At 72.8% G+C, this 25998-nt stretch carries 29 protein-coding genes; 20 read left to right on the top strand and 9 right to left on the bottom strand.

All coding sequences use genetic code 11. From position 1 onward, the window contains the following. The first annotated feature begins 30 nt into the window (after positions 1-30). From ACJ5H2_RS17870 to ACJ5H2_RS17845, 6 genes are all read left to right on the top strand, one after another. A complete protein-coding gene (locus ACJ5H2_RS17870) occupies positions 31-1548 on the top strand; it encodes an ABC transporter substrate-binding protein (RefSeq protein ID WP_408896786.1) in 1518 nt (505 codons plus the stop codon). 34 nt (positions 1549-1582) lie between these two features. Continuing rightward, positions 1583-2569, top strand: coding sequence for an ABC transporter ATP-binding protein (locus ACJ5H2_RS17865; RefSeq protein WP_408896785.1), 987 nt, complete (start codon positions 1583-1585; stop codon positions 2567-2569). Continuing rightward, a complete protein-coding gene (locus ACJ5H2_RS17860) occupies positions 2566-3561 on the top strand; it encodes an ABC transporter ATP-binding protein (protein ID WP_408896784.1) in 996 nt (331 codons plus the stop codon). Before ACJ5H2_RS17865 ends, ACJ5H2_RS17860 begins: the two co-directional genes overlap by 4 nt. Next, a complete protein-coding gene (locus ACJ5H2_RS17855; protein ID WP_408896783.1) occupies positions 3558-4502 on the top strand; it encodes an ABC transporter permease in 945 nt (314 codons plus the stop codon). Before ACJ5H2_RS17860 ends, ACJ5H2_RS17855 begins: the two co-directional genes overlap by 4 nt. Then, complete coding sequence (locus tag ACJ5H2_RS17850) at positions 4502-5347, top strand: ABC transporter permease (protein ID WP_408896782.1); 846 nt, start codon at positions 4502-4504, stop codon at positions 5345-5347. Before ACJ5H2_RS17855 ends, ACJ5H2_RS17850 begins: the two co-directional genes overlap by 1 nt. 61 nt (positions 5348-5408) lie before the next feature. Beyond that, positions 5409-7013 (top strand): AMP-binding protein, encoded by a 1605-nt coding sequence (locus ACJ5H2_RS17845; RefSeq protein WP_408896781.1) that lies wholly within the window; start codon positions 5409-5411, stop codon positions 7011-7013. Between the two features lie 20 nt (positions 7014-7033). Here ACJ5H2_RS17845 and ACJ5H2_RS17840 read toward each other — a convergent pair whose 3' ends face one another. Continuing rightward, positions 7034-7213 carry a DUF5999 family protein gene (locus ACJ5H2_RS17840; protein ID WP_408896780.1) on the bottom strand — a complete coding sequence of 60 codons (180 nt, stop codon included), beginning with the start codon at positions 7211-7213 and terminating at the stop codon, positions 7034-7036. 251 nt (positions 7214-7464) lie between these two features. Between ACJ5H2_RS17840 and ACJ5H2_RS17835 the strand changes: the two genes are divergently transcribed. Genes ACJ5H2_RS17835 through ACJ5H2_RS17810 form a run of 6 tightly spaced genes read left to right on the top strand, consistent with a single transcriptional unit; the run spans position 7465 to position 13997 of the window. Next, positions 7465-8205, top strand: coding sequence for an ABC transporter ATP-binding protein (locus ACJ5H2_RS17835; protein WP_408896779.1), 741 nt, complete (start codon positions 7465-7467; stop codon positions 8203-8205). Further along, positions 8202-9536, top strand: a complete 1335-nt coding sequence (locus tag ACJ5H2_RS17830; protein WP_408896778.1) for an FtsX-like permease family protein — start codon at positions 8202-8204, stop codon at positions 9534-9536. Before ACJ5H2_RS17835 ends, ACJ5H2_RS17830 begins: the two co-directional genes overlap by 4 nt. Further along, positions 9533-10774, top strand: a complete 1242-nt coding sequence (locus tag ACJ5H2_RS17825) for a histidine kinase (protein WP_408896777.1) — start codon at positions 9533-9535, stop codon at positions 10772-10774. The genes ACJ5H2_RS17830 and ACJ5H2_RS17825 overlap by 4 nt, the downstream gene beginning before the upstream one ends. Next, positions 10771-11445: a LuxR C-terminal-related transcriptional regulator gene (locus ACJ5H2_RS17820; RefSeq protein WP_408896776.1), complete on the top strand. Its 675-nt coding sequence runs from the start codon at positions 10771-10773 to the stop codon at positions 11443-11445. The genes ACJ5H2_RS17825 and ACJ5H2_RS17820 overlap by 4 nt, the downstream gene beginning before the upstream one ends. 47 nt (positions 11446-11492) lie before the next feature. Then, positions 11493-12983 carry a bifunctional UDP-N-acetylglucosamine diphosphorylase/glucosamine-1-phosphate N-acetyltransferase GlmU gene (gene glmU, locus ACJ5H2_RS17815; protein WP_408896775.1) on the top strand — a complete coding sequence of 497 codons (1491 nt, stop codon included), beginning with the start codon at positions 11493-11495 and terminating at the stop codon, positions 12981-12983. 33 nt (positions 12984-13016) lie between these two features. After that, a complete protein-coding gene (locus ACJ5H2_RS17810; protein ID WP_408896774.1) occupies positions 13017-13997 on the top strand; it encodes a ribose-phosphate diphosphokinase in 981 nt (326 codons plus the stop codon). A 118-nt stretch (positions 13998-14115) separates the two neighbouring features. Here ACJ5H2_RS17810 and ACJ5H2_RS17805 read toward each other — a convergent pair whose 3' ends face one another. Together ACJ5H2_RS17805 and ACJ5H2_RS17800 are read right to left on the bottom strand one after the other, a co-directional pair. Beyond that, positions 14116-15288 (bottom strand): ATP-binding protein, encoded by a 1173-nt coding sequence (locus ACJ5H2_RS17805; protein WP_408896773.1) that lies wholly within the window; start codon positions 15286-15288, stop codon positions 14116-14118. A gap of 85 nt (positions 15289-15373) precedes the next feature. Beyond that, a complete protein-coding gene (locus tag ACJ5H2_RS17800; RefSeq protein ID WP_408896772.1) occupies positions 15374-16009 on the bottom strand; it encodes a maleylpyruvate isomerase family mycothiol-dependent enzyme in 636 nt (211 codons plus the stop codon). Between the two features lie 83 nt (positions 16010-16092). Here ACJ5H2_RS17800 and ACJ5H2_RS17795 point away from each other — a divergent pair, with 83 nt between their 5' ends. The 6 genes from ACJ5H2_RS17795 to ACJ5H2_RS17770 all read left to right on the top strand — a co-directional run bounded on the left by ACJ5H2_RS17795 (position 16093) and on the right by ACJ5H2_RS17770 (position 20368). Then, the gene (locus tag ACJ5H2_RS17795; protein ID WP_408896771.1) at positions 16093-16533 is read left to right on the top strand and encodes a MarR family winged helix-turn-helix transcriptional regulator; all 441 of its coding nucleotides are present in this window, start codon (positions 16093-16095) and stop codon (positions 16531-16533) included. Between the two features lie 227 nt (positions 16534-16760). Next, positions 16761-17411 carry a 50S ribosomal protein L25/general stress protein Ctc gene (locus tag ACJ5H2_RS17790; RefSeq protein ID WP_408896770.1) on the top strand — a complete coding sequence of 217 codons (651 nt, stop codon included), beginning with the start codon at positions 16761-16763 and terminating at the stop codon, positions 17409-17411. A gap of 95 nt (positions 17412-17506) precedes the next feature. Beyond that, positions 17507-18109, top strand: coding sequence for an aminoacyl-tRNA hydrolase (gene pth, locus ACJ5H2_RS17785; protein ID WP_408896769.1), 603 nt, complete (start codon positions 17507-17509; stop codon positions 18107-18109). 175 nt (positions 18110-18284) lie between these two features. Next, a complete protein-coding gene (locus ACJ5H2_RS17780; RefSeq protein ID WP_408896768.1) occupies positions 18285-19076 on the top strand; it encodes a 3'(2'),5'-bisphosphate nucleotidase CysQ in 792 nt (263 codons plus the stop codon). A gap of 18 nt (positions 19077-19094) precedes the next feature. Further along, positions 19095-19937 carry a hypothetical protein gene (locus ACJ5H2_RS17775; RefSeq protein ID WP_408896767.1) on the top strand — a complete coding sequence of 281 codons (843 nt, stop codon included), beginning with the start codon at positions 19095-19097 and terminating at the stop codon, positions 19935-19937. Between the two features lie 41 nt (positions 19938-19978). Beyond that, positions 19979-20368 carry a VOC family protein gene (locus ACJ5H2_RS17770; protein ID WP_408896766.1) on the top strand — a complete coding sequence of 130 codons (390 nt, stop codon included), beginning with the start codon at positions 19979-19981 and terminating at the stop codon, positions 20366-20368. Here the strand turns inward: ACJ5H2_RS17770 and ACJ5H2_RS17765 are convergent. The 3 genes from ACJ5H2_RS17765 to ACJ5H2_RS17755 form a co-directional block, all read right to left on the bottom strand. Further along, positions 20365-20985 carry an alpha-ketoglutarate-dependent dioxygenase AlkB gene (locus tag ACJ5H2_RS17765; RefSeq protein ID WP_408896765.1) on the bottom strand — a complete coding sequence of 207 codons (621 nt, stop codon included), beginning with the start codon at positions 20983-20985 and terminating at the stop codon, positions 20365-20367. The two genes, ACJ5H2_RS17770 and ACJ5H2_RS17765, sit on opposite strands and share 4 nt — an antisense overlap. Positions 20986-21066: 81 nt before the next feature. Continuing rightward, entirely contained in the window at positions 21067-21573 is a 507-nt protein-coding gene (locus tag ACJ5H2_RS17760) for a hypothetical protein (RefSeq protein WP_408896764.1), read from the bottom strand. A gap of 76 nt (positions 21574-21649) precedes the next feature. Next, positions 21650-22015 (bottom strand): hypothetical protein, encoded by a 366-nt coding sequence (locus tag ACJ5H2_RS17755; RefSeq protein WP_408896763.1) that lies wholly within the window; start codon positions 22013-22015, stop codon positions 21650-21652. Positions 22016-22178: 163 nt separating this feature from the next. Between ACJ5H2_RS17755 and ACJ5H2_RS17750 the strand changes: the two genes are divergently transcribed. Further along, entirely contained in the window at positions 22179-22838 is a 660-nt protein-coding gene (locus ACJ5H2_RS17750) for an FMN-dependent NADH-azoreductase (protein ID WP_408896762.1), read from the top strand. Here the strand turns inward: ACJ5H2_RS17750 and ACJ5H2_RS17745 are convergent. From ACJ5H2_RS17745 to ACJ5H2_RS17735, 3 genes are all read right to left on the bottom strand, one after another. Further along, entirely contained in the window at positions 22835-23458 is a 624-nt protein-coding gene (locus ACJ5H2_RS17745; protein ID WP_408896761.1) for a hypothetical protein, read from the bottom strand. The two genes, ACJ5H2_RS17750 and ACJ5H2_RS17745, sit on opposite strands and share 4 nt — an antisense overlap. Before the next feature lie 178 nt (positions 23459-23636). Beyond that, a complete protein-coding gene (locus ACJ5H2_RS17740; RefSeq protein ID WP_408896760.1) occupies positions 23637-24029 on the bottom strand; it encodes an N-acetyltransferase family protein in 393 nt (130 codons plus the stop codon). Between the two features lie 10 nt (positions 24030-24039). After that, entirely contained in the window at positions 24040-25395 is a 1356-nt protein-coding gene (locus tag ACJ5H2_RS17735; protein WP_408896759.1) for a TrpB-like pyridoxal phosphate-dependent enzyme, read from the bottom strand. 163 nt (positions 25396-25558) lie between these two features. Here ACJ5H2_RS17735 and ACJ5H2_RS17730 point away from each other — a divergent pair, with 163 nt between their 5' ends. Next, on the top strand, positions 25559-25861 hold the full coding sequence (locus ACJ5H2_RS17730; RefSeq protein WP_408896758.1) for a chorismate mutase: 303 nt from the start codon (positions 25559-25561) through the stop codon (positions 25859-25861). Positions 25862-25998: the final 137 nt, after the last annotated feature.

Genomic DNA, 25998 nt, shown 5'->3' with positions numbered 1-25998 from the left:
GCGCCGAGCGCTGTCAAGGAAGGAAGACACATGCGGAAGCTCATGACACTCAAGCGAGCGGGCGCGGCCGCGGCCATCGCCCTCACGCTCACCCTCACCGCCTGCAGCGGCGACGGCGAGGGCGGCGGGGACGAGCGCCTGGACGTCGCCGTACCGGCCGACGCGTCCTCGCTCGACCCGATCCTCGGCAGCGCCGGTGGCGACCATGTGATGCTCTACCCGATCTACGAGACGTTGATCGGGTTCGACGCCGACATGGCACCGCAGCCTGCGCTGGTCGAGTCGTGGTCGCAGGCGAGCCCAACGGAGCTGACCCTCGTCCTGCGCGAGGGGCTGACCTTCCACGACGGCACCGCGCTGGACGCCGAGGCGGTCAGGTTCAACCTCGAGCGTGCCCGCGGCGAGGGCTCGAACGTCGCCGTCGACCTCGCCGCGATCAGCGAGATCCGGGTCGACGACCCGCTCACGGTCACGCTGGAGCTCGCCGAGCCGGACGCCTCGCTGCTCATGGTGCTCTCGGACCGTGCCGGCATGATGGTCTCGCCCGCCGCGGTTGAGAAGAGCGGCGGCGACGTCAGCGACAACCCGGTAGGCGCGGGACCGTGGTCCCTTGTCGAGTGGAAGCGCGGCCAGTTCCTGCGCGTCGAGCGGTTCGGCGGCTACTGGGACGCCGACGCGGCGCGCGTGCCCGAGCTCCAGTTCAACATCGTCGCCGACCCCACCACCCGGGCCACGTCCTTGCGCTCTGGCAAGCAGGACGTCGCCCTCGGCTACGCCCCGTCGGACGCGGCCGAGCTGGACGGTGACTCGGACGTCCAGCTGGTCCGGACGCCGCGACTGTGGGTCGACCAGGTGTACTTCGACCTCGGCTCGCCGGAGCTGAAGGACGTGCGCGTGCGCCGGGCGCTGAACCTCGCGATCGACCGCGACACGATCGTCAAGAGCGCCTACTTCGACCTGGGCAGTCCGGCCTCGAGCCTGTTCCCCGACGACTACTGGGCGGCGAACGACGAGCTGACCTACGAGTTCGACCCCGACCAGGCGCGCGCGCTGCTGGCCGAGGCGGGGGCGTCGGACCTGTCCTTCGACATGCTGCTGAGCGCCGACGCGGGCACCGTCCGGATGGGGGAGATCCTCCAGCAGCAGTGGGCCGACGTGGGCGTCACGGTCAACCTCAAGCCGCTGGAGGGTGTCCAAGCGGTCAACGCCTACTTCGTCGACCACGTCGAGCCCGCGCTCCTCTCCGCCTTCACGGGCCGGCCCGACCCCAAGATGGCGTTCGACGTGCTCTTCTCGGGCAGCAGCTTCTACAACGTCTCCGGTCTCGCGACGCCGGGTCTGGGCGAGGCGCTGGAGAGCACCGACAGGTCGCTCGAGAGCGACCAGCGGGCGCCCGGCTTCCGCGACGCCGCGGCCGCGGTCTTCGAGAACGCCTCGTTCCTCCCGATCTCCTTCCCCGACAACCTGATCGCGCTGGGCGAGGACGTCTCCGGCTTCGAGGACAACCTCCTCGGCAAGCCGAAGTTCCTCGGCGTCTCGCTGGACTGACCAGAGCGACACGAACGACAAGCAGGGTGTTGACATGAGTGGAGCGTTGCTCAGCGTCGATCGTCTCGACGTCTTCTTCGGCATGCACGGAACGCAGGTCCAAGCACTGCACGGCGTCTCCTTCGACGTAGCGCCGGGAGAGGTCGTGGGCCTGGTCGGCGAGAGCGGGAGTGGCAAGACCGTCACCTCGCTGGCGCTCATGGGCCTCCTGGACCCGCGTACCGCGCGGGTCCAGGGGGAGGCGCACCTGAATGGCGAGCCGCTGTGGGACGACCGCGGCCGCCTGCGACCGCACGCGGAGGTACCGATGGCGATGGTCTTCCAGGAGCCGATGACGGCACTGGACCCCGTCTTCCGGATCGGCCACCAGCTCGTGGAGACCCTCCGGCGCCGCCAGGGCCTGACCAGGCGGCAGGCGGCCGAGCGTGCCGCCGAGCTGCTCGACCAGGTCGGCATTCCCGACCCACGAGCCCGCCTGCGGGCCTACCCGCACGAGCTCTCGGGCGGCATGCGGCAGCGGGTCGTGATCGCGCTCGCGCTGGCCTGCTCGCCCCGGTTGCTCATCGCGGACGAGCCGACGACCGCAGTCGACGCGACGATCCAGGCCCAGCTGCTCGAGCTCATCTCGGGCCTGGCCCGTGACGAGGGGATGGGGGTGGTGTTCGTGACCCACGACCTCGGTGTCGTCGCGCAGATGTGCCACCGGATGATCACGATGTATGCCGGCCGCGTGATCGAGTCCGGCGCGGTCGGCGACGTCCTCGCCCGACCACTCCATCCCTACACGTCCGGTCTACTCGCCGCACGTCCCGGGCCGCGACACCGCGGCGGCCGGCTGCCGACGATCCCCGGCTCCGTACCTGGCCCGGGCCGGGCCGCCGAGGGATGCGTCTTCGCCGACCGGTGCGCGCACGCCGGACCCGTCTGCGCCGGGACTCCCGAGCTGCGCCCGGTGGCGGGCGGCCGAAAGGTCCGGTGCGTCCGCGCCGACGAGCTGCGGCTGGCCGGGAGCAGGGCATGAACGTGCTGATGCGGCTCGACGACGTCTCGGTGCGCTTCCCCGTCGGACGTCGGCGCAGCGTCTCCGCCGTCGACGGGGTCAGCCTGGACGTCGTCGCCGGCCAGACCCTCGGCCTGATCGGCGAGAGCGGGTCGGGCAAGTCGACGCTGGCGCGCGCCATGCTGGGTCTGGTGCCGGCGGCCGGCGGCTCGGTCTCCTGGCAGGGAGAGGACGTCGCCCGGATGGCGCGGCAGCGCCGCCGCGACTTCACCGCCGAGGTGCAGATGGTGTTCCAGGACCCGCACAGCGCGCTCGACCCGCGCCGGCGTGTGCATCAGAGTGTCCGCGAGCCGCTCGACGTCCTGGGCCGCGGCACCCGCGCCGAGCGCGACGACCTGGTCCGTGCCGCCCTCGCCGACGTCGGGCTGCCCGCCCACCTGCACGCCCGCTATCCCCACCAGCTCAGTGGCGGCCAGAAGCAGCGGGTCAACATCGCTCGGGCGCTGGTGACCCGGCCGCGGATGCTGGTCTGCGACGAGTCCGTCGCCGCTCTGGACGTGGCACTGCAGGCGGAGATCCTCAACCTGCTCGGCGACCTGAAGGACGAGTACGACCTCACCGTCGTGTTCATCAGCCACGATCTCGGCGTCGTCGGCCACATCGCCGACCGGGTGGCCGTGATGTACCTCGGCCGGCTCGTGGAGACCGCCGCCGCCGACGTACTCCTGGACGCCCCGCGCCACCCCTACACCGAGGCCTTGCTCTCCGCGCGCCCGGACGTGCACGCGGCGGGTGTCAGCAGGCGCATCATCCTGCGCGGTGACGTGCCTAGCCCGCTGGCGCCGCCACCCGGGTGTCGCTTCCATCCGCGCTGCCTGCACGCCGCCCCCGCCTGCGCGACGGAGACGCCCGCGCTCCTCCCTCTCGAGGACGGCGGCGCATCGGCCTGCCTGCGTGGTGCGGAGCTCTACGAGCCACGTCCGGTGGACGCCACGACGGGAGGGAACCGGTGAGGATCGCGTCCGCGGTCGGCTCCCGACTCGTCTGGACCGTGCCCACCCTGCTGCTGGCCACGCTGGTCGCCTTCCTGCTGCAGCAGCTGATCCCCGGCGACCAGGCGGTGGCGCTGGCCGGCGAGTACGCCACCGACGAGAAGCTCGCCGCCATCCGTGCCGACCTCGGACTCGACCGGCCGGTACTCGCCCGCTACCTCGACTGGGTCGGTGGCGTGGCCACCGGCGACCTCGGGACGTCGTACCGCACCGGGCAGCCGGTGTCCGAGATCGTGCTCGACCGACTCCCGGTCACCCTGCTGCTGACTCTCTTCGCGCTACTGGTCGCGATCGTGATCGGCGTCCCCAGCGGCGTCGCCGCCGCACAGCGGCCGGGCAGCTGGGCCGACCGGCTGTTCACCACGGCGGCCACCGCGGGTATCGCGATCCCGAACTTCTGGCTGGGCATGATGCTGATCGCCGTCTTCGCGCTGCACCTGGGCTGGCTGCCCGGGCCGGGCGGCGTCGACGTCGCCGACGATCCTGCGAACGCGCTCCGCGCGCTGGTCCTCCCGTCGATCGCGCTGGGCATGGTCGGCTCGGCCGAGATCTGCCGCCAGGTGCGCTCGGCGATGATCGAGAGCCTGGGCTCCGACTATGTGCGGACCCTGCGGGCCTCGGGCCTGCCCCGGCGGTCCGTCGTGTGGCGCCACGCGCTGAAGAACTCCAGCCTGCCGCTGGCGACGATCCTGGGGATCCAGGTGTCACATCTCGTCGGTGGCGCCGTGGTGGTCGAGGCGGTCTTCGGTCTGTCGGGCATCGGCTCGCTTGTCGTGGAGGCGACGAACCAGCGCGACTACGTCGTCATCCAGGCGGTGGTGCTGCTGGCCGCGGTCATCGTGCTGGCCACCAACCTGGTCGTCGACATCTCCTACCGCCTCCTGGACCCGAGGATCTCCTGATGTCGACGACTCTCAGCAGGCCCGCGCGCACCGCGCCTCGCACCTCGGCGGTGGTCTGGCTCAGCTACGGCATCCTCGTCCTGGTCGCGGTGGTCGTGGTCCTTGCCGACGTGCTGGCCCCCCACGCGCCGAACCATCAGGACCTCAGCTCGGTTCTCCTCGGCCCCAGTGCAGAGCACCCCCTGGGCACCGACGACCTCGGCCGCGACGTGCTCAGCCGGCTGTTGCACGGCACCCGGGTCTCGATACTCGCCGCCCTGCTAGCGGTCGGCATCGCGATCGCCGTCGGCTTCCCCCTCGGCATTCTCGTCGGGTACGCCGGCGGCTGGCCCGACGCGATCCTGATGCGGCTGCTCGACACGGTGATGGCCTTCCCCGCCCTCGTCCTCGCCATCGGCATCACCGCGATGCTGGGGCCCGACATCACCACGGCCATGATCGCCGTCGGTGTCGTGCTCACCCCCGTGGTCGTGCGGCTGACCCGGGCCCAGACGATGGCCGTGGCCGGCCAGACCTACATCGAGGCGGCGTCCTCGTTCGGCGCCCGCGGCGTGCGCCGGATGATCCTGCCGCACGTGGTCCCGAATGTCGTCCAGCCGATCGTCGCCCAGCTCGCCGTCCTCATGGGCTTCGCCCTGATCGCCGAGGCGAGCCTGAGCTTCCTGCAGCTCGGCGTCCAGCCGCCCACGGCGTCCTGGGGCACGATCCTGGCGCGCTCCTATGGCTTCCTCGAACGAGCGCCGATGAGCATCTTCGTCCCGGGCGCCGCCATCGCGATGACCGTCTTCGCCCTCAACATCGTGGGGGAGGAGGTCCAGCGCCTCCTGGACCCCCGCCGCCGGTGAGCGCGCGCCGTGCGCGCCGCCCACACGACCTGCATGATCGACAACGAAGACGGGAGATCCCATGAGCTCGAGTTGGCTGACCAGCGGTGTGGCCGTGCTGCCGCAGGCACTGCGGACCCGCGCGGCCGAGCACCCCGACCGCACCCTCGTCGTGTTCGAGGACGGCCGGGAGTGGACCTACGCCGAGGCGCTGCGCGAGGCGGAGAGCGTCGCCCTGGCCCTGCGCGGCCTCGGCGTCGCCCAGGGCGACCGGGTCGTCTCGTGGCTGCCTACGGGGTCGGACGCGCTGCGCGTCTGGTTCGGCGTCAACCTGCTCGGGGCCGTGCTCGTGCCGCTCAACACCGCCTACCGCGGCGGTCTGCTGGAGCACTCCCTGGCTCTGTCGGACGCGTCCGTGGCGGTGGTGCATGCCGAGCTGGTCGAGCGCCTGGCGGCGGTCGACCATGCCCGACTGACCGACGTCGTCGTGGTGGGCGGACCAGGCGCGGTCGAAGGGCTGCGGATGCACGACGCGGCGGTTCTGGACGGTGCGGCCGCGCCGGTGCCCGCCGCGTGGCCGGAGGTCATGCCGTGGGACCCGTACGCCGTCGTCCTGACCTCGGGCACGACGGGGCCGTCGAAGGGCGTCGTGTGCTCGTACGCGCAGCTCTCCGCCTGTGCGGAGGCGGCCTTCGCTGGCGACTTCGGCGCCGACGACCGCTATCTCGTGACGCTCCCCTTGTTCCATGCCGGCGGGACGATCGGGGTCAACGCAGCGGTGGTGCTGGGCGGCAGCATCGTGCTGACATCGGGATTCCGGACCGGGGACTTCTGGGAGCTCGTCCGCGCCACCGAGCCGACGCACGTGACGCTGCTCGGCGTGATGGCGACCTACCTGAGCAAGCAGGCGTCGTCGGCCGTCGACCGTGAGCACTCCCTGCGACGGGTGTTCATGATCCCGCTGTCGGACGCCGCGACCTTCGCGCAGCGGTTCGGCGTCGAGGTCGTGGCGATGTACAACATGACGGAGCTGTCGATCCCGATCATCTCCGGCCCCAATCCGTCCGCGGACGGCACCTCGGGCCGGGCCCGCCCGGGGATGGAGGTCCGGATCGTCGACGAGCACGACGTCGAGGTGCCGGACGGGACGGTCGGGGAGCTGGTGGTGCGCGGCGACGCGCCGTGGACGATCGCGACCGAGTATCTCGGTCGGCCGGAGGCGACGGCCGCGGCCTGGCGCAACGGCTGGTTCCACACCGGCGACGCCTTCCGGCGGGTCGGCGGCGAGTACTTCTTCGTCGACCGGATGGGCGACACGATCCGCCGGCGGGGTGAGAACATCTCGTCGTTCGAGGTCGAGAACGAGATCGTCGCGCACCCGAGCGTGTCCGAGGTCGCCATCGTGGCCACGCCGAGCCCGGACGGCGAGGACGAGGTCCTTGCGGTGCTCGCGCCCGCACCCGGCAGGTCGATCGACGTCGCAGAGCTGGTCGAGTTCATCCGACCGCGGATGGCGCACTTCATGGTTCCGCGCTACTTCCGGGTGCTCGACGAGCTCCCGAAGACGCCGACCAGCAAGATCCAGAAGCACAGCCTGCGCGCAGCGGGGATCACGCCGGACACGATCGATCGCGAGAGTCTGGGGATCACGATCCGCCAGGACCGCATCGGCGAGCGGCGCCGATAGCGATCGCGCCGGACCCTGGGTCAGGCGGACCGCCGCAGCGCCCGCACGCGTCCCTCAGGCGTGAGGTAGGCGCCGTCGTCGAACAGGATCACGCCGTTGCAGAGCCGGCACCAGCCCTGCTCGCTGTGGTCGGCGGTCACGTGGGCCGTGCAGCAGTCGGCGGCACCGGCGTCCGGGCACCGGGGTGAGTGGTCACACATCGTCGTGCTCCCTTCGGGTCGTTTCTTCACATCTCTCGTGATACGCCTCATCGGCCGCAGATGCACCCGCTTTCGCGGAACTGTGGAAAGAATCGACGGCCGCGCGCGGTCCTGACCGGGCGCCTGGGGTGGGGAAAACCCCACCCGGCACTGGCAGTCCAGGCCCATCGAGCGCGGCCTCCGTCGCTCCTAGCGTCGTCGACGTCAGCTACCGCGCCCCGGGACGCCCCGGGACCGACCCAGGAGCAGCCATGTCCGCCTTCGCGCTCGAGGTCTCCGACCTCACCCGCACCTACGGCAGCGGCGACAACACCGTCACCGCACTCGCCGGCATCGACCTCGCCTTCGCCCGGGGCAGCTTCACGGCCGTGATGGGCCCGTCCGGGTCCGGCAAGTCCACCTTCCTCGCCTGCGCCGCGGGACTCGACCGGCCCACCAGCGGGCGGGTCCTGGTGGGCGGCACGGACGTGACCGACTGGGACGAGGACCGCCGCACCCGCCTGCGGCGTGAGCGGATCGGCTTCGTGTTCCAGGGCTTCCACCTGCTGCCCTATCTCTCCGCTGCCCAGAACGTCGCCCTGCCGAGCCGCCTCGCCGGGCACCGGCCCGACCGGCAGCGGGTGCGCCATCTCCTCGAGCGGGTGGGCCTCGCCGACCGGGCGCACCACCTGCCGGGGAGCCTCTCGGGAGGCCAGCAGCAGCGGGTCGCGATCGCGCGCGCGTTGCTGACGTCTCCGGACGTGCTTCTCGCAGACGAGCCGACCGGCGCCCTGGACTCCGCGACCGCCCGCCAGGTCCTCGGCGTGCTGCGCGACAGCGCTGTCGATCTCGGGCAGACGGTGGTGATGGTGACGCACGACCCCGTTGCGGCGTCGTACGCCGACGAGGTGGTGTTCCTCGTCGACGGCCGGGTCGCGGGGCGGATGGCCCGGCCCACGGCCGACGCGGTCGCGGGTCAGCTGGCCCACCTCGACGAGCTGGTGTCCGCATGAGCGCCATGGGCGGGCTCGCCCTGCGCAGCCTGCGCCAGCGGCCGCGCACGGCGCTGGCGACCTTCCTCGCGGTCCTGCTCGGCACCCTGCTCATCGGCTCGTTCGCCACCCTCGCCGAGTCGGCCGGAGGCGCTCCGGCGCCCGACGACGGCACCCTGGTCATCCTCGGCGCCGTCGTCGGCGGGTGGGGTGCGATGATCGTGCTCTTCTCCGTGGCGTCAACGGTCGGCATCACCACCGGCCAGCGAGCCGGCGAGATCGGGCTGCTGCGCACCATCGGCGCCACGCCGCGCCAGGCCCGCCGCCTCATCGCCCGCGAGACCGCTGTGATCGCGGTGACCGCGGCGCTGCTCGGGGCGCTGGGCGCCTCGCTCGCCGGGCGCCTGCTCTTCGGGCTCATCCGGTCCGGCGGGCTGGTCTCCCAGCGCACGGACTACGACGCCGGGCCCGCGTCCGTGGGCGCCGCGGCGCTGCTCGTGCTCGCGGTCTCCGCGCTGGCCGCCGCCGTTGCCGCGCGGCGCGCGACCCGGGGGCCGGCGGGAATGGTGGCACGCGACAGCGGCGCGGAGCACGGCCGGATGCGCTGGTGGCGGGTCACCATCGCCCTGCTGCTGGTCGGCTACGGCCTTGCCATGGCCGTCATCACCGTCACGGTGACCGCACACGACGACGACCCCTACGCGGCGATGTCCACCAGCGGGTCGAGCTCGATCCTGGTCGGGGTCGGCCTCGCCGTCCTCGCCCCCGTCCTGCTGCGCTGGGGCGCCGGACCCGCCCGGCTGCTGGCCGGCCGGTCGGCGACGGCCCACCTGGCGTCGTACAACACGGCGCGGCGGGCCCACCTGCTCTCCGGGGTGCTGGCGCCCGTCATCGTGCTCACCGCGGCCGCCGCCGGCACGCTGATGCTCGTCGACATCGACCGGCGCTCGCTGCCGGCGGGCACCCCGGACAGCGACACGATCACCCTGCTCAACAACGTGGTCGTGGGCATGGTCTCGCTGTTCGCGGCGATCATGGTGGTCAACGCCTTCGTCGCCACGCTCGCCCACCGTCGGGAGGAGCTGCGCCGGCTGTGGCTGCTGGGCGCCACGCCGCGCCAGGTGCGCGGCTCGGTGGTGGCGGAGGCGGGTGTGGTGGCCGCGGTCGGCGTCGTCCTCGGGGTCCTCGCCGCGATGACGACCGTGGTCCCGTTCGCCGTCGCCCGCGACGAGGGCGTCGTACCCGACGGCGGGCTGTGGCTGCTCCCGGCGGTCGTCGCCGGCGTGGTCGTGCTGACCCTCGCCTCCGCGCGCGGTGCCGTGCGGAGCGCCACGGCCGAGGCGCGGCGATGACAGACTGGGGCGCGATGGACGTGCTGGCCCCGATCCGACGCCTGCCCCCGACGCCGGTCGACGAGGCGGGGCTGCGGGAGCGACTGCGTCTCAGCCTGGTCTCGGCCGGCTACGCGGTGTCCTTCGTGCCCGGGCTCGCGCTGGCGATCCTCACCCTGCTGTGCATCCCGCTGGGCCTCGTCGGGGTGGGCTTCGCGCTCGCGCTCGGCGTCGTCCCCGCCACGGCGGCGCTGACCCGGCTGCACCGGACCCTCAGCGGACGACTGCTCGGCGAGTCGATCGACGCCGGCTACGCCGCTCCCCGGGGTGCGGTCCTGGTGCGCCCGGCGCACTGGGTCCGCGACCCGGCCCGCTGGCGCGACTTCGGGTTCCTGTGCTTCGCGGCGACGGGCGGCTTCGTGCTGTCGATGCTCCCGGTCGCCCTGCTCACCACTCCGGTCACCTGGCTGGTCCTGGCCTTCACGGCGGGCGACTGGGCGTGGGTGCTGCTGGTGGTCCTCAGCGGTCCGCTCCTGCTGACCTGGTGGGTGACGACCGAGCCGCTGGTCCGGGCCCGGGCCCGGACCGAGCGGGCCATCCTCGGCCACGACCGGGTGGCGGCCCTCGCCGAGCGGGTCGAGCAGGTAGAGGAGTCGCGGGCCGAGACACTCGACCACTCCGCCGCGGAGGTGCGGCGCATCGAGCGGGACCTGCACGACGGCGCCCAGGCCCGGATCGCGTCGGTCGGGATGAGCGTCGGCCTGGCCGAGAAGCTGCTGCAGACCGACCCGGAGGCCGCGGCGGCACTGCTGCGGGAGGCGCGGGAGACGACGATGGACGCCCTCGACGACCTGCGCGCCGTGGTCCGCGGCATCCATCCGCCGGTGCTCGCCGACCTCGGCCTGGCCGGCGCGGTCGAGGCGCTGGCCCTCGCCCTGCCCGTCCCGGTCGCGGTCGCGGTCGACGTGCCCCGCCTCCCGGCCCCGGTCGAGTCGGCCGCCTACTTCGCGGTGGCCGAGTGCCTCGCCAACACCGTCAAGCACGCCGACGCGGGACGTGCCTGGGTCCGCGGCCAGTACGACGGTCAGCGGCTGCGCCTCGTCGTCGGGGACGACGGCCGGGGCGGCGCGGACCCCGGCGGGTCGGGGCTGGTCGGCGTCGTGCGACGGCTCGGCGCCTTCGACGGCACGGTGACGGTCCAGAGCCCGGCGGGCGGCCCGACCACGGTCCGGATGGAGGTGCCGTGCCTGCCCCGATGAACGCAGCGAGCCCGGACGCCGCTCGGCCGCTCCGGGCCGTGCTCGCCGAGGACCAGGCGCTGCTGCGTGTGGGCCTGACCCGGATCCTCGAGTCGGGAGGGATCGAGGTCGTCGAGGCCGTCGACAACGCGCCCTCCCTCGCCCGGGCGCTCGGCCGCGACGACCTCGACATCGCGGTCGTCGACGTACGGCTGCCGCCCACGCACACCACGGAGGGCCTCGAGGCCGCCACCGCCGCCCGGGCGGCCCGGCCGGCGTTCCCCGTGCTCGTCCTCAGCCAGTGGGTCGAGCCCCTCTACGCCCGCGACCTTCTGGCCAGCGGGGAGGGCGCGATCGGGTACCTGCTCAAGGACCGGGTCGCCGACGTCGACGGCTTCCTGGCCGCCGTCCGTCAGGTCGCCGGCGGGGGCACCGTGCTCGACCCGGAGGTCGTCGCCGCTCTGGTGAGCGCGCGAAGCCGGCCGCTCGACCGCCTCACCGACCGCGAGCGCGAGGTGCTGACGCTGATGGCCGAGGGACGGTCCAATGCGGCGATCGCCGCGCGCCTGGTCGTCACCGAGAAGGCGGTCGGCAAGCACATCAGCAGCATCTTCACCAAGCTCGACCTGCCGCAGGCGTCCGACGACAACCGGCGGGTCCTGGCGGTCCTGGCCTGGCTGGACGGGCGCTGAGCCCGGCGTCGGTGGAGCGATGGCGCCGACGATCTAGGGTGGCGGGCGTGAGCGAGCTGACCGTGATCGTCCTCGCCGCCGGTGGCGGCACCCGCATGAAGTCCAAGACCCCGAAGGTCCTGCACCGCATCGGCGGGCGGTCCATGATCGGCCACGTCCTGGCTGCGGTCGGAGCCCTCGAGCCCGCCCGGGTCGTCACGGTCGTGGGACACCAGCGCGAGCTCGTCGGCCCACACGTCAGCGAGCTGCGCCCCGACGCCGTCCTCGCCGTGCAGGAGGAGCAGCTCGGCACCGGTCACGCCGTCCGCGTCGCCCTGGAGGCGCTCGACGACGCCCCCCGGGAGGGCACGGTCCTCGTCGCGTACGGCGACACCCCCCTCCTCGAGGGGGCGACCCTGCGCGCGTTCACCGAGGCGCACCGCGCCGCGCGGGCGGCGGTCAGCATTCTCAGCGGCATCGTGGCGAACCCCTTCGGATACGGCCGGATCGTGCGCGACGACGACGGCACGGTGCGCGCCATCGTCGAGGAGAAGGACGCCTCCGAGGAGGAGCGGGCGATCACCGAGATCAACTCGGGGATCCTCGCCTTCGACGCGGCGTTCCTCGCCGACGCCGTCGGGCGCATCGGCAACGACAACGCCAAGGCGGAGTACTACCTCACCGACGCCGTGGGCATTGCCCGCTCCGCCGGGCTCGTGGTCGCCGCGCACCCGGTCGACGACGCCCTGCAGACGGAGGGGGCGAACGACCGGGTCCAGCTCGCCGAGCTCGGCCGTGAGCTGAACCGTCGCATCGTCGAGCGGTGGATGCGCGAGGGCGTCACGGTGATGGACCCAGCGACGACGTGGGTGGATGCGGAGGTGGTGCTGGCGCCGGACGTCACGCTCCTGCCGGGCACCCAGCTGCTCGGCGCGACCGTGGTCGCCGAGGACGCGGTGGTCGGGCCCGACACCACGCTCGAGGACTGCGAGATCGGCGCCGGCGCGCGCGTCGTACGGACCCACGGGCAGCTCGCCGTCATCGGCGCCGGAGCCTCGGTCGGGCCCTTCGCCTACCTGCGGCCCGGCACCGAGCTCGGCGCCGACGGCAAGATCGGCACCTTCGTCGAGACCAAGAACGCCCGGATCGGCGAGGGCGCCAAGGTGCCCCACCTGTCCTATGTCGGCGACGCCGAGATCGGGGAGGGCACCAACATCGGCGCCGGCACGATCTTCGCCAACTACGACGGCGTCGCCAAGCACCGCACGGTCGTCGGCCGGCACGCCCGGACCGGCTCGAACAACACCTTCGTCGCGCCGGTCAGCATCGGCGACGGAGCCTCCACCGGCGGCGGGACCGTCGTACGCCGCAACGTGCCCGCAGGCGCGCTCGCGGTGAGCACCGCGCCCCAGCGCAACCTCGAGGGCTGGGTCGCCTCGCGCCGCGCGGGCACCGCCCAGGCGGCCGCCGCCGAGGCCGCTGTGGCCGGCGCCACGGGTGAACAGTCCGAAAACGGACCCGGACTTGGGGACGACCCGGCGGAGCGGGCAGAATCCTAGGTACCACCTTCGTCGACCTGGGGAGCCACGCGCGTGAGCGGTCTGAAGCGGACGACCGAGAAGAACCTGATGGTCTTCTCCGGAAGGGCACACCCGGAGCTGGCCGACGAGGTCGCCCAGATCCTCGACCAGGAGCTCGTCCCGACGTCGGCCTACGAGTTCGCCAACGGCGAGATCTACGTCCGCTACGAGGAGTCGGTCCGCGGCTGCGACGCGTTCGTCATCCAGAGCCACACCACTCCCATCAACGAGTGGATCATGGAGCACCTGATCATGGTCGACGCGCTGAAGCGCGCCTCCGCCAAGCGGATCACCGTGGTCATGCCCTTCTGGGGCTACAGCCGCCAGGACAAGAAGCACCGCGGTCGCGAGCCGATCTCCGCGCGCCTGATGGCCGACATGTTCAAGTCCGCCGGCGCCGACCGCATCATCACCGTCGACCTGCACGCCGACCAGCTCCAGGGCTTCTTCGACGGCCCCGTCGACCACCTGATGGCGCTGCCGGTCCTCACCGACCACATCAAGCAGAAGTACGGCGACCAGCAGCTCGCCGTGGTCTCCCCGGACGCCGGCCGGATCAAGGTCGCCGAGCGCTGGTCCGCCCGCCTCGACGGCGCCCCCCTGGCCTTCATCCACAAGACCCGCCGCACCGACGTCGCGAACGAGGTCGTCGCGAACCGCGTGGTCGGCGACGTCAAGGGCCGCATGTGCGTCCTGACCGACGACATGATCGACACCGGCGGCACCATCGTGAAGGCCGCCGACGCGCTCATGGCCGAGGGCGCCGCCGGCGTGATCATCGCCGCCACCCACGCGATCCTCTCCGAGCCCGCCGTGGACCGGCTCAAGAACTGCTCCGCGACCGAGGTCGTCATCACCAACACCCTCCCGGTGCCGCCGGAGAAGCAGTTCGACAAGCTCACCACGCTCTCCATCGCCCCCCTCGTCGCCCGCGCCATCCGCGAGGTCTTCGAGGACGGCTCGGTCACGTCGATGTTCGACGGGCATGCCTAGCTAACGGTGTTCACGACCTGACGGCTGTGTGTCGTTTGTCTGCGGTTTGGGACCAATCCACGGCATTCGGGCCCTCACACATGCGGTTTGGGACCAAACCGCACCCCTTCGCCGGCGCTCACGCGTCGTCGCGTGAGCGCACATAGGCCCCGAACCCGGGGAGGGTGAAGCGGACCAGGCCGTGGCCGACGGGCTCGATGACGCCCTTCTCGATCAGCCGCTCGCGGGGGACGCTGATGGCGCGTGAGTCGACGCCCATGCCGGCTGCGATGGCGGCCCGGGTGACGTTGCCGTCGCCCGCGGCGGCCATCGCGGCGAGGAAGCGCTGCTCGAGCCGGGTCGCCGCGCCCCACCGGGCGCGGTGCATGGCGGTGAGCTGGTCGCGCGCGACCGGGAGACCGCGCCGTACGGCGGTGAGGGTGAGCCGGGACCCGGCGTCCGGCGACGCGGCGTCCCAGGTGGTGCTGCCCAGCAGCTGCAGCAGATAGGGATAGCCCCGCGACTCCGCGACGACGGCGTCGAGGGCCGCCTCGGACCAGTGGACACCCTCCGCCTCGGCGGGGCCGAGGAGGGCGGCGCGCGCGTCGACGTCGGACAGGACGTCGAGCGACACGAAGCTGCTCCGCTCCCCGAAGGTGGCCGCCCGGGTCAGCGCCTCCGGGGTGACGGGCAGGCCGGCGCCGACGGTGGCGAGCGGGTTCTCGGTGCGCTCGCCGTCGAGGTTCTGCAGGGTGTTGAGCAGGACCGCCATCTCGTCGGCCGAGGCCGTGTGCAGCTCGTCGAGCAGGAGCAGCAGCCCGGCCCCGCCGTGCTGGCGCACCGCTGTCGCGGCCTCGTGCAGCAGCGCCTCGAGTACGCCGATCGCGGCATGTGGGGGAGCGGCGGTCTCCCGGCGCGCCATCTCCGCCTGGACCTTCGCGCCTGGAAGCCCCACCTCGACGGTCAGTCGCTCGAGCTGGCCGCGCCAGCGGCTGCCGGCGGCGCCGGCCGGCAGCGCGTCGGCCCGCTCGAGCGCCCGCGCGATGCTGTGCGCGATCTCGGCGAGTACGGGCTGCTGCCGGGAGCAGGCGACCCAGGCCGTGACGAACCCGGACTCCACGGCACGCCGCTGCCCGGCGCGCAGCAGCGAGGTCTTGCCGATCCCGCGGGGCGCATGGAAGACGAGGAGCGGCCCGCCGAGCTCGCCGTACGTCGCGACCCGGGCCAGCAGCCCCTCGATCCGCCGCATCTCGACGGCGCGCCCGGCAAGGATCCGCGGCACCTGACCGGGTGTGTACGGATTGCTCGGCATGCGCGCCTCCGCGACGTGATACGGATTTATACTTTGGCGAAGTATAAAACGGTATCCGCCGGTCCGTCACCCCTTCCGGACGGCCTCACCCCCGCGACGGTACGGCGGCCAGGCCCTCGCCACTCACCAGGTCCGGGTCCGGCGCGCGTCCCGAGGCCAGCATGAGCAGCTCCTGCATCGGCCCGGTCACGCTCGGGCCCTTGCCGCGCTGCCAGTCGATGTCCGTCGCGACCAGGCGCACGCTGCGCAGGAGGCGCGAGGTCCCCATGAGCGGCGCGAGCCGGCGCACGCGGTCGGCAGCGACGGCGGCGGCGTCCGGCGCCATCGCGTGCCGCCGGCCGAGTGGGCGCGCGATGTCCTGGTGGTGCAGCAGGGCATCGATCAGGGGCTCCACGGACGTGGTCGTCGGCACGTGGCGGGTGCTGGTCGCGTACCTCTCGAAGTCGCCCAGGATGCTCTCGCGCGTCTCCCGTGCGCCGAGCCGCTTGACCTCGCGGAAGATCATCGCGTTGTAGCCGCGACCGAGGTTGCGCGCCATCATGCCGGGCAGCTGGCCCCAGCCGACCTGGGGCGTGGAGATGACGTGCGCCGCCACGTCGTGCACCGTCCATCCCGGGCACAGGGTGTCGCGTCGCCACTCCTCCTCGTCCAGGTCGGCCAGCAGTGCAGCGAGCGCGGCGCGCTCCGCGTGGATGTGCCGCCACAGGTCCCGCTTGTCCATCGCACACCCCTTTGGTCAGTTAGACTGACTTCAATAGTCAGCCTGCCTGACTACATTCGTCAAGACGTCCCAGAAGGAGAGTCGTGGCCAAGCAGCCCGAGCCACATCCCGCTCTGCTCATGTTCATCGGCGCTCGGTACGCCGAGCAGCGGATCTCCGAGGCCGTCGTGGCCGCCGGCTTCGACGACATCACCCCGGCGATGGCCCGGGTCGCCGCGCGGCTGAGCGAGGACGGGATCCGGGTCACCGAGCTGGCCGAGCAGGCCCGCATCACCAAGCAGAGCGCGAGCGTCCTGGTCGACCAGCTCGAGCGCGCGGCGTACGTCGAGCGCGTGCCGGACCCGGCCGACGCCCGCGCCCGCCTCATCGTGATCGCGCCGCGCGGCCGCGAGGTGCAGCGGGTGGCGCGCCGGGAGGAGCGCGCGATCGAGCGTGCCTGGACCCGCCACCTCGGCGCGGACCGCATGGCGGCGCTCAAGGAGGCCCTGGCCGACCTGCGCGAGATCACCGATCCGTGGCGCTGAGCGGGGCGCGGCTCGCCGCGATCCGCGATTTCGCCCAGGCTCCCGGCCTTGGGTAATCTTCTCCGGTTGCCTCGGCGAGGGAGCTCCCGCTTCTGTGACTCCGTGATCGACTGGGCCGGCTCGTCATACGACGCCGCGCGCCCTGCCGGTCACCGGGTGAGGGAAGCGCGGCGCTTCTGGTCTCCGGGTGCAGCCGCCCACCACCACTGACGATCAGGAGAGCCCCCATGAGCAGCGAGAAGATCCAGGCCGAGGTCCGCACCGAGTTCGGCAAGGGCGCCGCCCGCCGTATCCGTCGCGAGCACAAGATCCCCGCCGTCGTCTACGGCCACGGCAACGAGCCCATCCACCTGACCCTCCCGGGTCACGACACGATGATGGCGATCAAGCACGGCGGCGCGAACGCCGTCCTCGAGCTCGAGTTCGACGGCACCTCGCAGCTGGCCCTCACCAAGCAGGTCCAGGTCGACCCGGTCCGCCGCGTCCTCGAGCACGTCGACTTCGTCGCGGTGAAGCGCGGCGAGAAGGTCACCGTCGACGTCCCGGTCCACATCGTCGGCGACGCCGCCGCCGAGACCCTCGTCGTCACCGAGAACGCCACCGTGCAGGTCGAGGCCGAGGCCACCCACATCCCCGAGCAGTTCGAGGTCAGCATCGAGGGCGCCGAGGCCGGCACCCAGGTCCTGGCGGGTCAGATCGAGCTGCCGTCCGGCATCACGCTGCTCACCGACGCCGAGACCCTCGTGGTCAACGTGACCGCCGCCCAGACCGCCGAGCAGGCCGAGGCCGAGCTCGAGCAGGCCGAGGCCGAGGCCGGCATCGAGAAGGACGAGCCCGAGGCCGCCGACGAGGCCGCCGAGGGTGGCGACAGCGAGTGATCGGACGGCTCAGGTGGTTCCTGGGCCGACTGATCTCCCCGGCGCGGAACCCCGCGCCGGGGAGCCCCGCCGTACCCGACGCCGAGGAGACGCAGGTGGCTGACGCGAGCAGCGCGGACCTCTGGCTCGTCGTCGGGCTCGGCAACCCGGGACCGGCGTACGCCGGGCACCGCCACAACATCGGCTACCTCGTCGTCGACGAGCTGGCCCGCCGGATGGGCAGCGGCTTCCGCGCCCACAAGTCCGGCCGCGCCGAGGTCGTCGAGGGGCGGCTCGGTGCCCCGGGCGCGGCGGCGCCCCGGGTCGTGCTGGCCAAGTCCCGCTCGTACATGAACGAGTCCGGCGGGCCGGTCAAGGCGCTCGCGACCTTCTACAAGGTCCCCGCCGATCGGATCATCGCGATCCACGACGAGCTCGACATCGACTTCGGCACGCTGCGCGTCAAGAAGGGCGGCGGCGACAACGGCCACAACGGCCTCAAGTCGATGCGCTCCTCGCTGGGCACCGGTGACTTCTACCGGGTGCGCGCCGGCATCGGCCGCCCACCCGGGCGCCAGGAGGTCGCCGACTTCGTGCTCTCCAACTACTCGACCACCGAGCGCAAGGAGCTGCCGTTCCAGGTCGACTCCGCCGCCGACGCCGTCGAGTCGCTCATCGTCGACGGCCTCGAGAAGACCCAGCAGCGCCACAACCGTTGAGTCGTCGGTTCCGACCCGTCGACTCGTCAGTTTCGACCCGTTGAGCCGTCAGATCCGACCGCCGAGTGGTACGGCGTGGGGACTCGACGGGTCAGAACCGACGAGTCGACGGGTCAGAACCGACGACTCAACCCGGGTTTGGGGTGCGGTCCGGGGAGATCAGTAGGGTGACGGTGTGACCTTCGAGCCCGGAACCCCCTCTGCCGAGGTCGTCGCGGACGACCATCTCCTCGCTGCCTGGCTGGCCGAGGAGGCCGGTCGCCGCCTGCTGGAGGTGCGCGCCGAGGGCCTCGAGGGCAAGGCGCTCAAGGACGCCGGCGACCGAGCGGCGCACGTGCTGCTGATGGACCTGCTGGCGACCTATCGCCCCGACGACGCGGTGCTGTCGGAGGAGGCGCTGGAGAACGCCGAGGACAAGGACGCGCGCCTGCGCGCCACCCGGGCCTGGATCGTCGACCCGCTCGACGGCACCCGGGAGTTCTCCGAGCCGCCGCGGGACGACTGGGCCGTGCACGTGGCGCTGTGGCAGGACGGCGAGCTGGTCGCGGGAGCGGTCGCCCAGCCCGCGCTCGGCGAGACCTTCAACACCGGCACGCCGCCCGTCGTGCCGCCGCGCACCTCGCAGCGACCGCGGATCGCCGTCTCCCGGACCCGGCCTCCGGCGTTCGTGGAGGCCCTCGCGGCCGAGCTGGACGCCGAGCTGGTCCCGATGGGCTCGGCCGGCGTGAAGATGATGTCCGTCGTCCGCGACGTGGCCGACGCCTACGTCCACGCCGGAGGACAGTACGAGTGGGACTCGGCCGCCCCAGTGGCCGTCGCCCGGGCCGCGGGGCTGTTCACCTCCCGCGTCGACGGCAGCGAGCTGGTCTACAACCAGGCCGACGTCTACCTCCCCGACGTCGTCGTGTGCCGCCCCGAGCTGTCGGAGAAGATCCTGTCCTTCATCGCCGCGAACGGCACCGACTGACGTCCGTGGTCCGACGCGATGGCTGAGGTGGAGCGCGAGGAGCGGAAGCCGCCGATCGACTGGCCGGCGACGGTCGCGGGTGCCGCGGCAGCGGTGACGGTCGCGGTGCTGCTCTCCACGCTCGGCGCTGCCGGCACCCTGATCGGCGCCGCGCTGGGCAGTGTCATCGCCACGGTGAGCACGGCGCTCTACAAGCAGGGCATCGAGTCCAGCCGCCGCCGGATGGCCGAGGTCCAGGCGGCGGCCCTGCAGCGGGTCAACCTCGCCGACCAGAGCGTACGGCGCGCCGCCCGCCGCTCCGACCCGGAGGCGGCTGGGCGCGAGCTGGGCCGCGCGCACCGTCATCTCGAGGCCGCGGGCGAGGACCTCGCCCCGGAGCCGACCGAGGACGGCGAGGGTGACACGGTGACCGCCGCACCCCCCTCCGAGAGCGTCGGTGCCCCGACCCCGGGCCGCTGGCGCGAGCTGCCGTGGAAGCGGATCGCGGTGGTCGCCGCGGCGATCTTCGTCCTCGCCCTCCTGGTGATCAGCGCGGTCGAGCTGATCGCGGGCAAGAGCGTCTCGACGATCACCGGCGGCACCGACGGCGACGACCGGACCTCGCTCACCGGTGTCTTCGGCGACGGCGGCAACGGCACGGACGAACGGCCCGACCGCGACGAGCGGGAGATCCCCGCGGAGGAGACCCCCACTCCGACGCCGACGCCCACCGACGCCGCGACCACGGCCCCGACCGGGAGTGCGGCCCCGAGCGAGACGCCGACGTCGACGGGTACGCCGTCGCCGACCGCGACGGTGACCGTGACCGAGACGGCCAGCCCGAGCGCCCCCACGTCGCCGACCGCCACGGCGTCGCGCTGAACCCGGTTGCCCCGGACGCGGCGTCCGGACAGGGTAGGCCCGTGACGTCGTACATCTCCCACACCACCGTCGACTGCGCCGACGCCTTCGAGCTCTCCGAGTGGTGGAAGCCGGTGCTCGGCTACACCGACCTGCCCGACGACCCGAACGAGCCCGGCCACGAGGAGTGCATGATCGTCGACCCCGAGTCCGGCCACCGCGTGCTCTTCATCGAGGTGCCGGAGCGCAAGTCCGCCAAGAACCGGGTCCACTTCGACCTCCGGCCGCGCACCGGCACCCGGGACGAGGAGGTCGACCGGCTGCTGCGGTACGGCGCGACCCAGGTCGCGGACCATCGCGGGATCCACGGTCCCGGCACCGGCTGGGTCGTGCTCGCCGACCCCGAGGGCAACGAGTTCTGCGTCCTGCGCTCGGAGGGCGAGCTGGGCTAGAAGACGTTCAGGGGCCGGAACTGGACGGAGATCCGCGGCCCGGCGGCGGCGACCTTGGGGACGGCGTGCTCCCAGGTGCGCTGGCACGACCCGCCCATCACCACCAGGTCGCCATGGCCCATCTCGACCGCGAACGCCTCCTCGCGCCGGTCCGGGTCGCGGGGGCGCAGGTGCAGCCGGCGCGGGTCGCCGACCGAGACGATCGCGACCATGGTGTCGTGGGTCGAGCCGCGGCCGATGGTGTCGCCGTGCCACGCGACGCTGTCGCGGCCGTCGCGGTAGTAGCAGCAGCCCGCGGTCCGGAAGGGCTCGCCGAGCTCCTCGGCATAGCGCGCGTTGAGCCGCTCGCGGGCCGCGGTGAGCGCAGGATGGGGGAGCTCCTCGCCGATCATGTAGGTGAAGACGAGGCGCGGTACGTCGACGACGCGGTCGTACATCGCCCGCCGCTCCGCGCGCCAGGGCACGTCGCGGACCAGGGTGGCGAAGACGTCGTCGGCGTCGGGCAGCCAGTCCCGCGCGACGTCCACCCAGGCGCCGGCGCTCAGGGGGCGGCGCTCGGTGACGACCTCGCTCGCGGGGACGGCCTCGAACAGGCTGGTCTGGAAGTCCACCGTCATGGACCGAGGATACCTCGGAATCGAACAGGTGTTCGCATGCGACTGCCGGGGACTTCCGTCCGTCTCGGGCGGTCGGTTCCGTCAGGGTGCGGCGGTGCAGGCCTCGCGCAGTGCGTCACGGGCGCGGATCTGCCCGTCGCCCGTCACGACGCGGTCGGCAGGCAGCGCGCTCAGATCCTCTGCGGCGAACGTGACCTGCTCGGCCTCGACGTCCTCCCGGGAGGAGTGCGCGGACAGGACGTAGCGCGTGGAGCCGGTCAGGTCGTCGAGCCGGAGCGGGCCCGGCGGCGACGCGGCCGACGCGACCGTCAGGGTCACGACGGTCAGCCCACCCGCATCCGTGGCGAGCGGGCCCGACGCGACGACCGGGTTCGGCTCGTCGTCGGGCAGGCCCTCACGGCCCCGGACGAGGGTGACCGTGTCGAGGTCGTGGCCGCACGTCGCGACGACAGCGACCACCGTGCCGTCCGGGTCGGTGCCGACGCCGACGGCGCCGACCACCCGGGCGGTCACGGCGTTGCCGCAGCCGGTCAGGGTCAGGAAGGAGGCGATCAGGGGGACCAGCAGAGGGAGGGGGCGCAGGCGCATGGGGCCATGCTCGCCGGAGCCGGGGCGCCGTACCTGAGTACGGGTGCGGTGATCATGCGGGTCATCAGCGCGCCGGTCAGCCGCCGAGAGCCCCCAGCGGCGCGACGACGGCACCGGACTCCTCGCACACCCAGGTCGGGTCCGGGCCGCCGAGGTCGGGCTCGATGTGGAGACTGTGCACCGGCCCACCCTCGCACCGGGTGCACACCGGCCACAGGCCCTCCTTCGCTCGGCGGCCGAACCGGTCGGCAAGGGCGTCCTGCACGTCCTGGGCGACCAGGCCGGCGATGAACGGCGCGCCCTCGGGCCACTGGCCCAGCCACCACCGGCGCTCGGCGCAGGCGTCCTCCAGCAGGGTCACGGAGTCCGGCGTCCCGAGGGCGCGGGCCTGCAGGTCGGACAGCACCAGCGCCCGGGCTCGGAAGATCACGCTGTCGTCCACGGGTCCATTGTGCGCACGGCCGGTGACCGGCGGCCGTGAGGGCCTCGGCTGGTCAATCCGGGTCATTCCGCGCCGGCCTCGCCGGGCGTAGCGTGTCGAGACGGCGTCTGGCTCTCGGCGCTGATCGCCTGACGCGTCGCCGTCGTCCCACCGGGGGAACACCATGGCCACTCGCCTCCTGCACGTCATCGCCACGCCCCGTGGCCTCGCGTCCACCACCGGGCGCGTCTCCAGTGCCTTGATCGAGGAGCTGCATCAGCATCACGACGACCTCCAGGTCACCACGCTCGACCTCTTCAGCGCCGACCTGCCCGCCGTGGCCGGCGTCAACATCAAGTCGAAGTACGCGCTGATGACGGGACAGCCGCTCGACGATGCGGCCCGCTCGTCGTGGCAGGAGATCGAGGAGACCATCGCGGACTTCCTCGCTGCCGACCTGTACGTCCTGACGGTGCCGATGTGGAACTTCAGCATCCCCTACGCCCTGAAGTACTACATCGACGCGATCGTGCAGCCCGGCTACCTCTTCGCGTACGACGAGAACGGCCGCCCGCAGGGCCTGGTCCACGGCAGGCGGATGGTCTGCGTGACGTCGCGGGGCGGCGACTACTCGCTGCCGCCGATGGCGGCCTTCGACCACATGGAGGGCTACCTCCGAGCGATCTTCGGCTTCGTCGGCATCACCGACCTGCGCTTCGTCCACGTCCAGCCGTGCGACGTGACACCGGAGCTGCGCAACGCCGCGGCGAAGGCCGCCGTCGCCGACGTCCGGGCGTGGGCGGGCAGCTGGGTCCAGGCGGCCGATGAGCCCGCGCCGGTCTAGACCGGCTCCGGTAGGCCGGCCAGCTCGCGCGCGACATTGGCGCGGGCGGCCTGCTCCCACTGCGCGCGCCCGTACGCCGTGCGGAACAGTGCGGAGGTGTCCGTGAGCGCGCGCAGGACCTCGGCGCGTCCGGCGGCGAAGACGTCGTCCTCCAGATGGGCGTACTCCGCGCGCACCGCGGCGACGTACTCGTCGTAGCGCTCCTGGGGTGCGGCCAGGATGGAGAGGTCGGCGTCGGAGAGCGCGCAGCCGTTGGCGTCGGCCGGATCGGGCCGGTGGTGCTCGGTCAGCCGCACCAACCGGGCCACCTCGGCGACGGTGGCGGCGTCGACGTGCTCGGGCAGCGCGTCCTCGGCCCACGTCGCCGAGCGCTCTTCCGCGTCGCGCTCACCGTCGTACACCGCGTCGTGGAACCATGCGGCGAGCACTACGGGGGTCCGGTCGTACGACGCGCCGGCCGCGTCCAGCTCGTCCAGGCGCTGCAGCACCTCGGCGAGGTGCCGGGTGCCGTGGTGCCCCCGGCTCGGCTCCGCGTAGGCCGCCAGCAGCTCGTCGCGCAGGGCGTCGGCGCCGGACAGGGGCCACGGCAGATCGGTCACCTTGGGATGGTCGTCCTCCATCCCGGTATTCAAACCGACGCCCGGGACCGCTGTCACCGGCACCCCCTTCGTGCCCCCTTCGTGCCCCCTTCGTGGCCGCCTCGTCCTGGTCTCCTCAGCGGGTGCGCCGCATCCAGACGCTGTCCGGGCCGCCGAGCGGGTCGGCGCTGCGGTGGGTCTCGACGAAGCCGTGCCGCTCCTAGAACGCCCGCGCCCGGTCGTTGCCGTCGAGGTGCGCCAGCCGGATCTCCCGCGCGGCCGCTCCGGGCCCCTCGACGACAGCCGTGAGGAGCGCGCTGCCGGCGCCGGTGCCCTGTGCCTGCGGCAGCACGTAGAGCTTCCACAGGTCGAGGACCTCGTCGGCGACGGAGTACGTCGCGACGCCGACGACCTGCTCGCCCGCCACCGCGACGAGCGCACGGCCGCCCCTCACGGCTTGCGCGATGTCCGCGGGATCCCACCATGCGGCGAGGCCCCGGCTGACGTAGTCCTCGCCGGCGATGGCGGTGTACGCGGCCGGCCAGGTGACCCGGCCGACGTTCACGATCGCCTCGACGTCGGCCGCCGCCGCGGGACGGACGATGACGGTCATCGGAGGTCCCTCAGACGACGGGGACGTTCGCCAGCGCCGCGCTGAGCTCCTCGTCGGACAGGGGGTCGTCCTCGAGCTCGCCGCCCAGGAAGGAGGCGTACGCGCCGAGCTCGAGCAGGCCGTGCCCGGACAGGCCGACCACGATCACGGGCGAGGCGCCCGTCTCGCTGGCTGCGAGCGCCTCACGCCGCGCCTGGGCGAGCGCATGCGACGACTCGGGAGCCGGCACGATGCCCTGGGTCCGGGCGAACTCGACGGCCGCCTCGAAGCACTCGCTCTGGTGCAGCGCGGCCGCGTCGATGAGGCCCTCGTTGACCGCGTGCGAGACGAGGGGCGCCATGCCGTGGTAGCGCAGGCCGCCCGCATGGATGGGCGAGGGCACGAAGTCGTGGCCGAGCGTGTGCATCTTCATCAGCGGCGTGAGCCCGGCGGTGTCGCCGAAGTCGTAGCGGTACTCGCCGCGGGTGAGGGTCGGGCACGAGCTCGGCTCGACCGCCAGGATCCGCGGGGCCTGGCGACCCGCCAGCTTCTCGCGCAGGAACGGGAAGGCCAGCCCGGCGAAGTTGGAGCCGCCGCCGGCGCAGCCGACGACGAGGTCGGCGCCGGGCTCGCCGGCCTTCGCGAGCTGGCGCAGCGCCTCCTCGCCGATCACCGTCTGGTGGAGCAGCACGTGGTTGAGCACCGACCCGAGCGCGTACTTCGCACCGTCGTCCTGGGCCGCCACCTCGACCGCTTCGGAGATCGCGATGCCCAGGGATCCGGGGTGGTCCTCGGCGAACGCCTTTCCGGACGCGGTGAGCCGGCTCGGCGAGCGGTGCACCGTGCCTCCGAACACCTCGATCAGGGTGCGCCGCTGCGGCTTGGTGTCGTACGACGCCCCGACCTGCCAGACCTCGCACTCGACCCCGAACAGCGCGCTGGCGTACGACAGCGCGGTGCCCCACTGGCCGGCGCCGGTCTCGGTGGTCAGGCGAGTGATGCCGTTGAGCTTGTTGTAGTAGACCTGCGGCACCGCGGTGTTGACCTTGTGCGAGCCGGCGGGGGAGACGCCCTCGTACTTGTAGTAGATCCGGGCGCTCGTGCCGAGCCGCTCCTCCCAGCGCCGCGCCCGGTAGAGCGGGCTCGGGCGGTACTGGCGGTAGACCTCGAGGACCGGCTCGGGGATCTCCACATAGCGCTCGCCGGAGACCTCCTGCGCGATCAGCTCCGGGGGGAAGAGCGGAGCGAGGTCGTCCGGCCCGACCGGCTCGTGCGTCGCCGGGTGCAGCGGCGGCGGCGGGGGCGTCGGGAGGTCGGCGACGAGGTTGTACCAGTGGGTCGGCTGCTCGTCCGGCTCGAGGGTGAACATGACCTGGTCGTCGCTCATGGGGGCGTCCTCTCGCGAAGCACTACTCGGGTGGCTCGGATACTAGGGGAGCCGCGCTCTCGGCCGGACCAGTACGAGCGACACCGTGGTCGGTGACCTCACCACGCCTCGCAGCGCGGACGCCGCCCCCACCCCGGCGATGCCGTAGGGCAGGATTCGGGGTGTGAGTGCAGACGACGCCCGGGCCGAGCTCCACCGACTCCGGTCGAGCATCGACAACCTCGACGCCGCCCTCGTGCACCTGCTGGCGGAGCGCTTCAAGTGCACCGAGACCGTGGGCCGGCTCAAGGCGCGGGCCGGCATGCCGCCCGCGGACCCCGCCCGCGAGGCGGTCCAGATCGCCCGGCTGCGCTCCATGGCGGAGAGCTCCGGCCTCGACCCGCACTTCGCCGAGAAGATCCTCAACGTGATCATCGCCGAGGTCATCCGCAACCACGAGCAGTTCGCCGAGGAGAACGACGACTGAAGCGGGCTGCCCTCCGCGGAAGCCGCCTGGCCCGGGCGCTCGAGCCTGACGCCCGTCCGGCGCGACGAGCCACGCTGCGGCAGCGGATGCTGCGAGCTGCTCTGGAGCGAGGTCTCCTGGTTCGCCGGGAGTCCGGA

This window comes from Nocardioides pymetrozini (assembly GCF_046058985.1).
Lineage (GTDB): Bacteria > Actinomycetota > Actinomycetes > Propionibacteriales > Nocardioidaceae > Nocardioides.
Note: the sequence above shows the minus strand (reverse complement) of the source record. Positions and strands in the feature narration are given on the sequence as shown.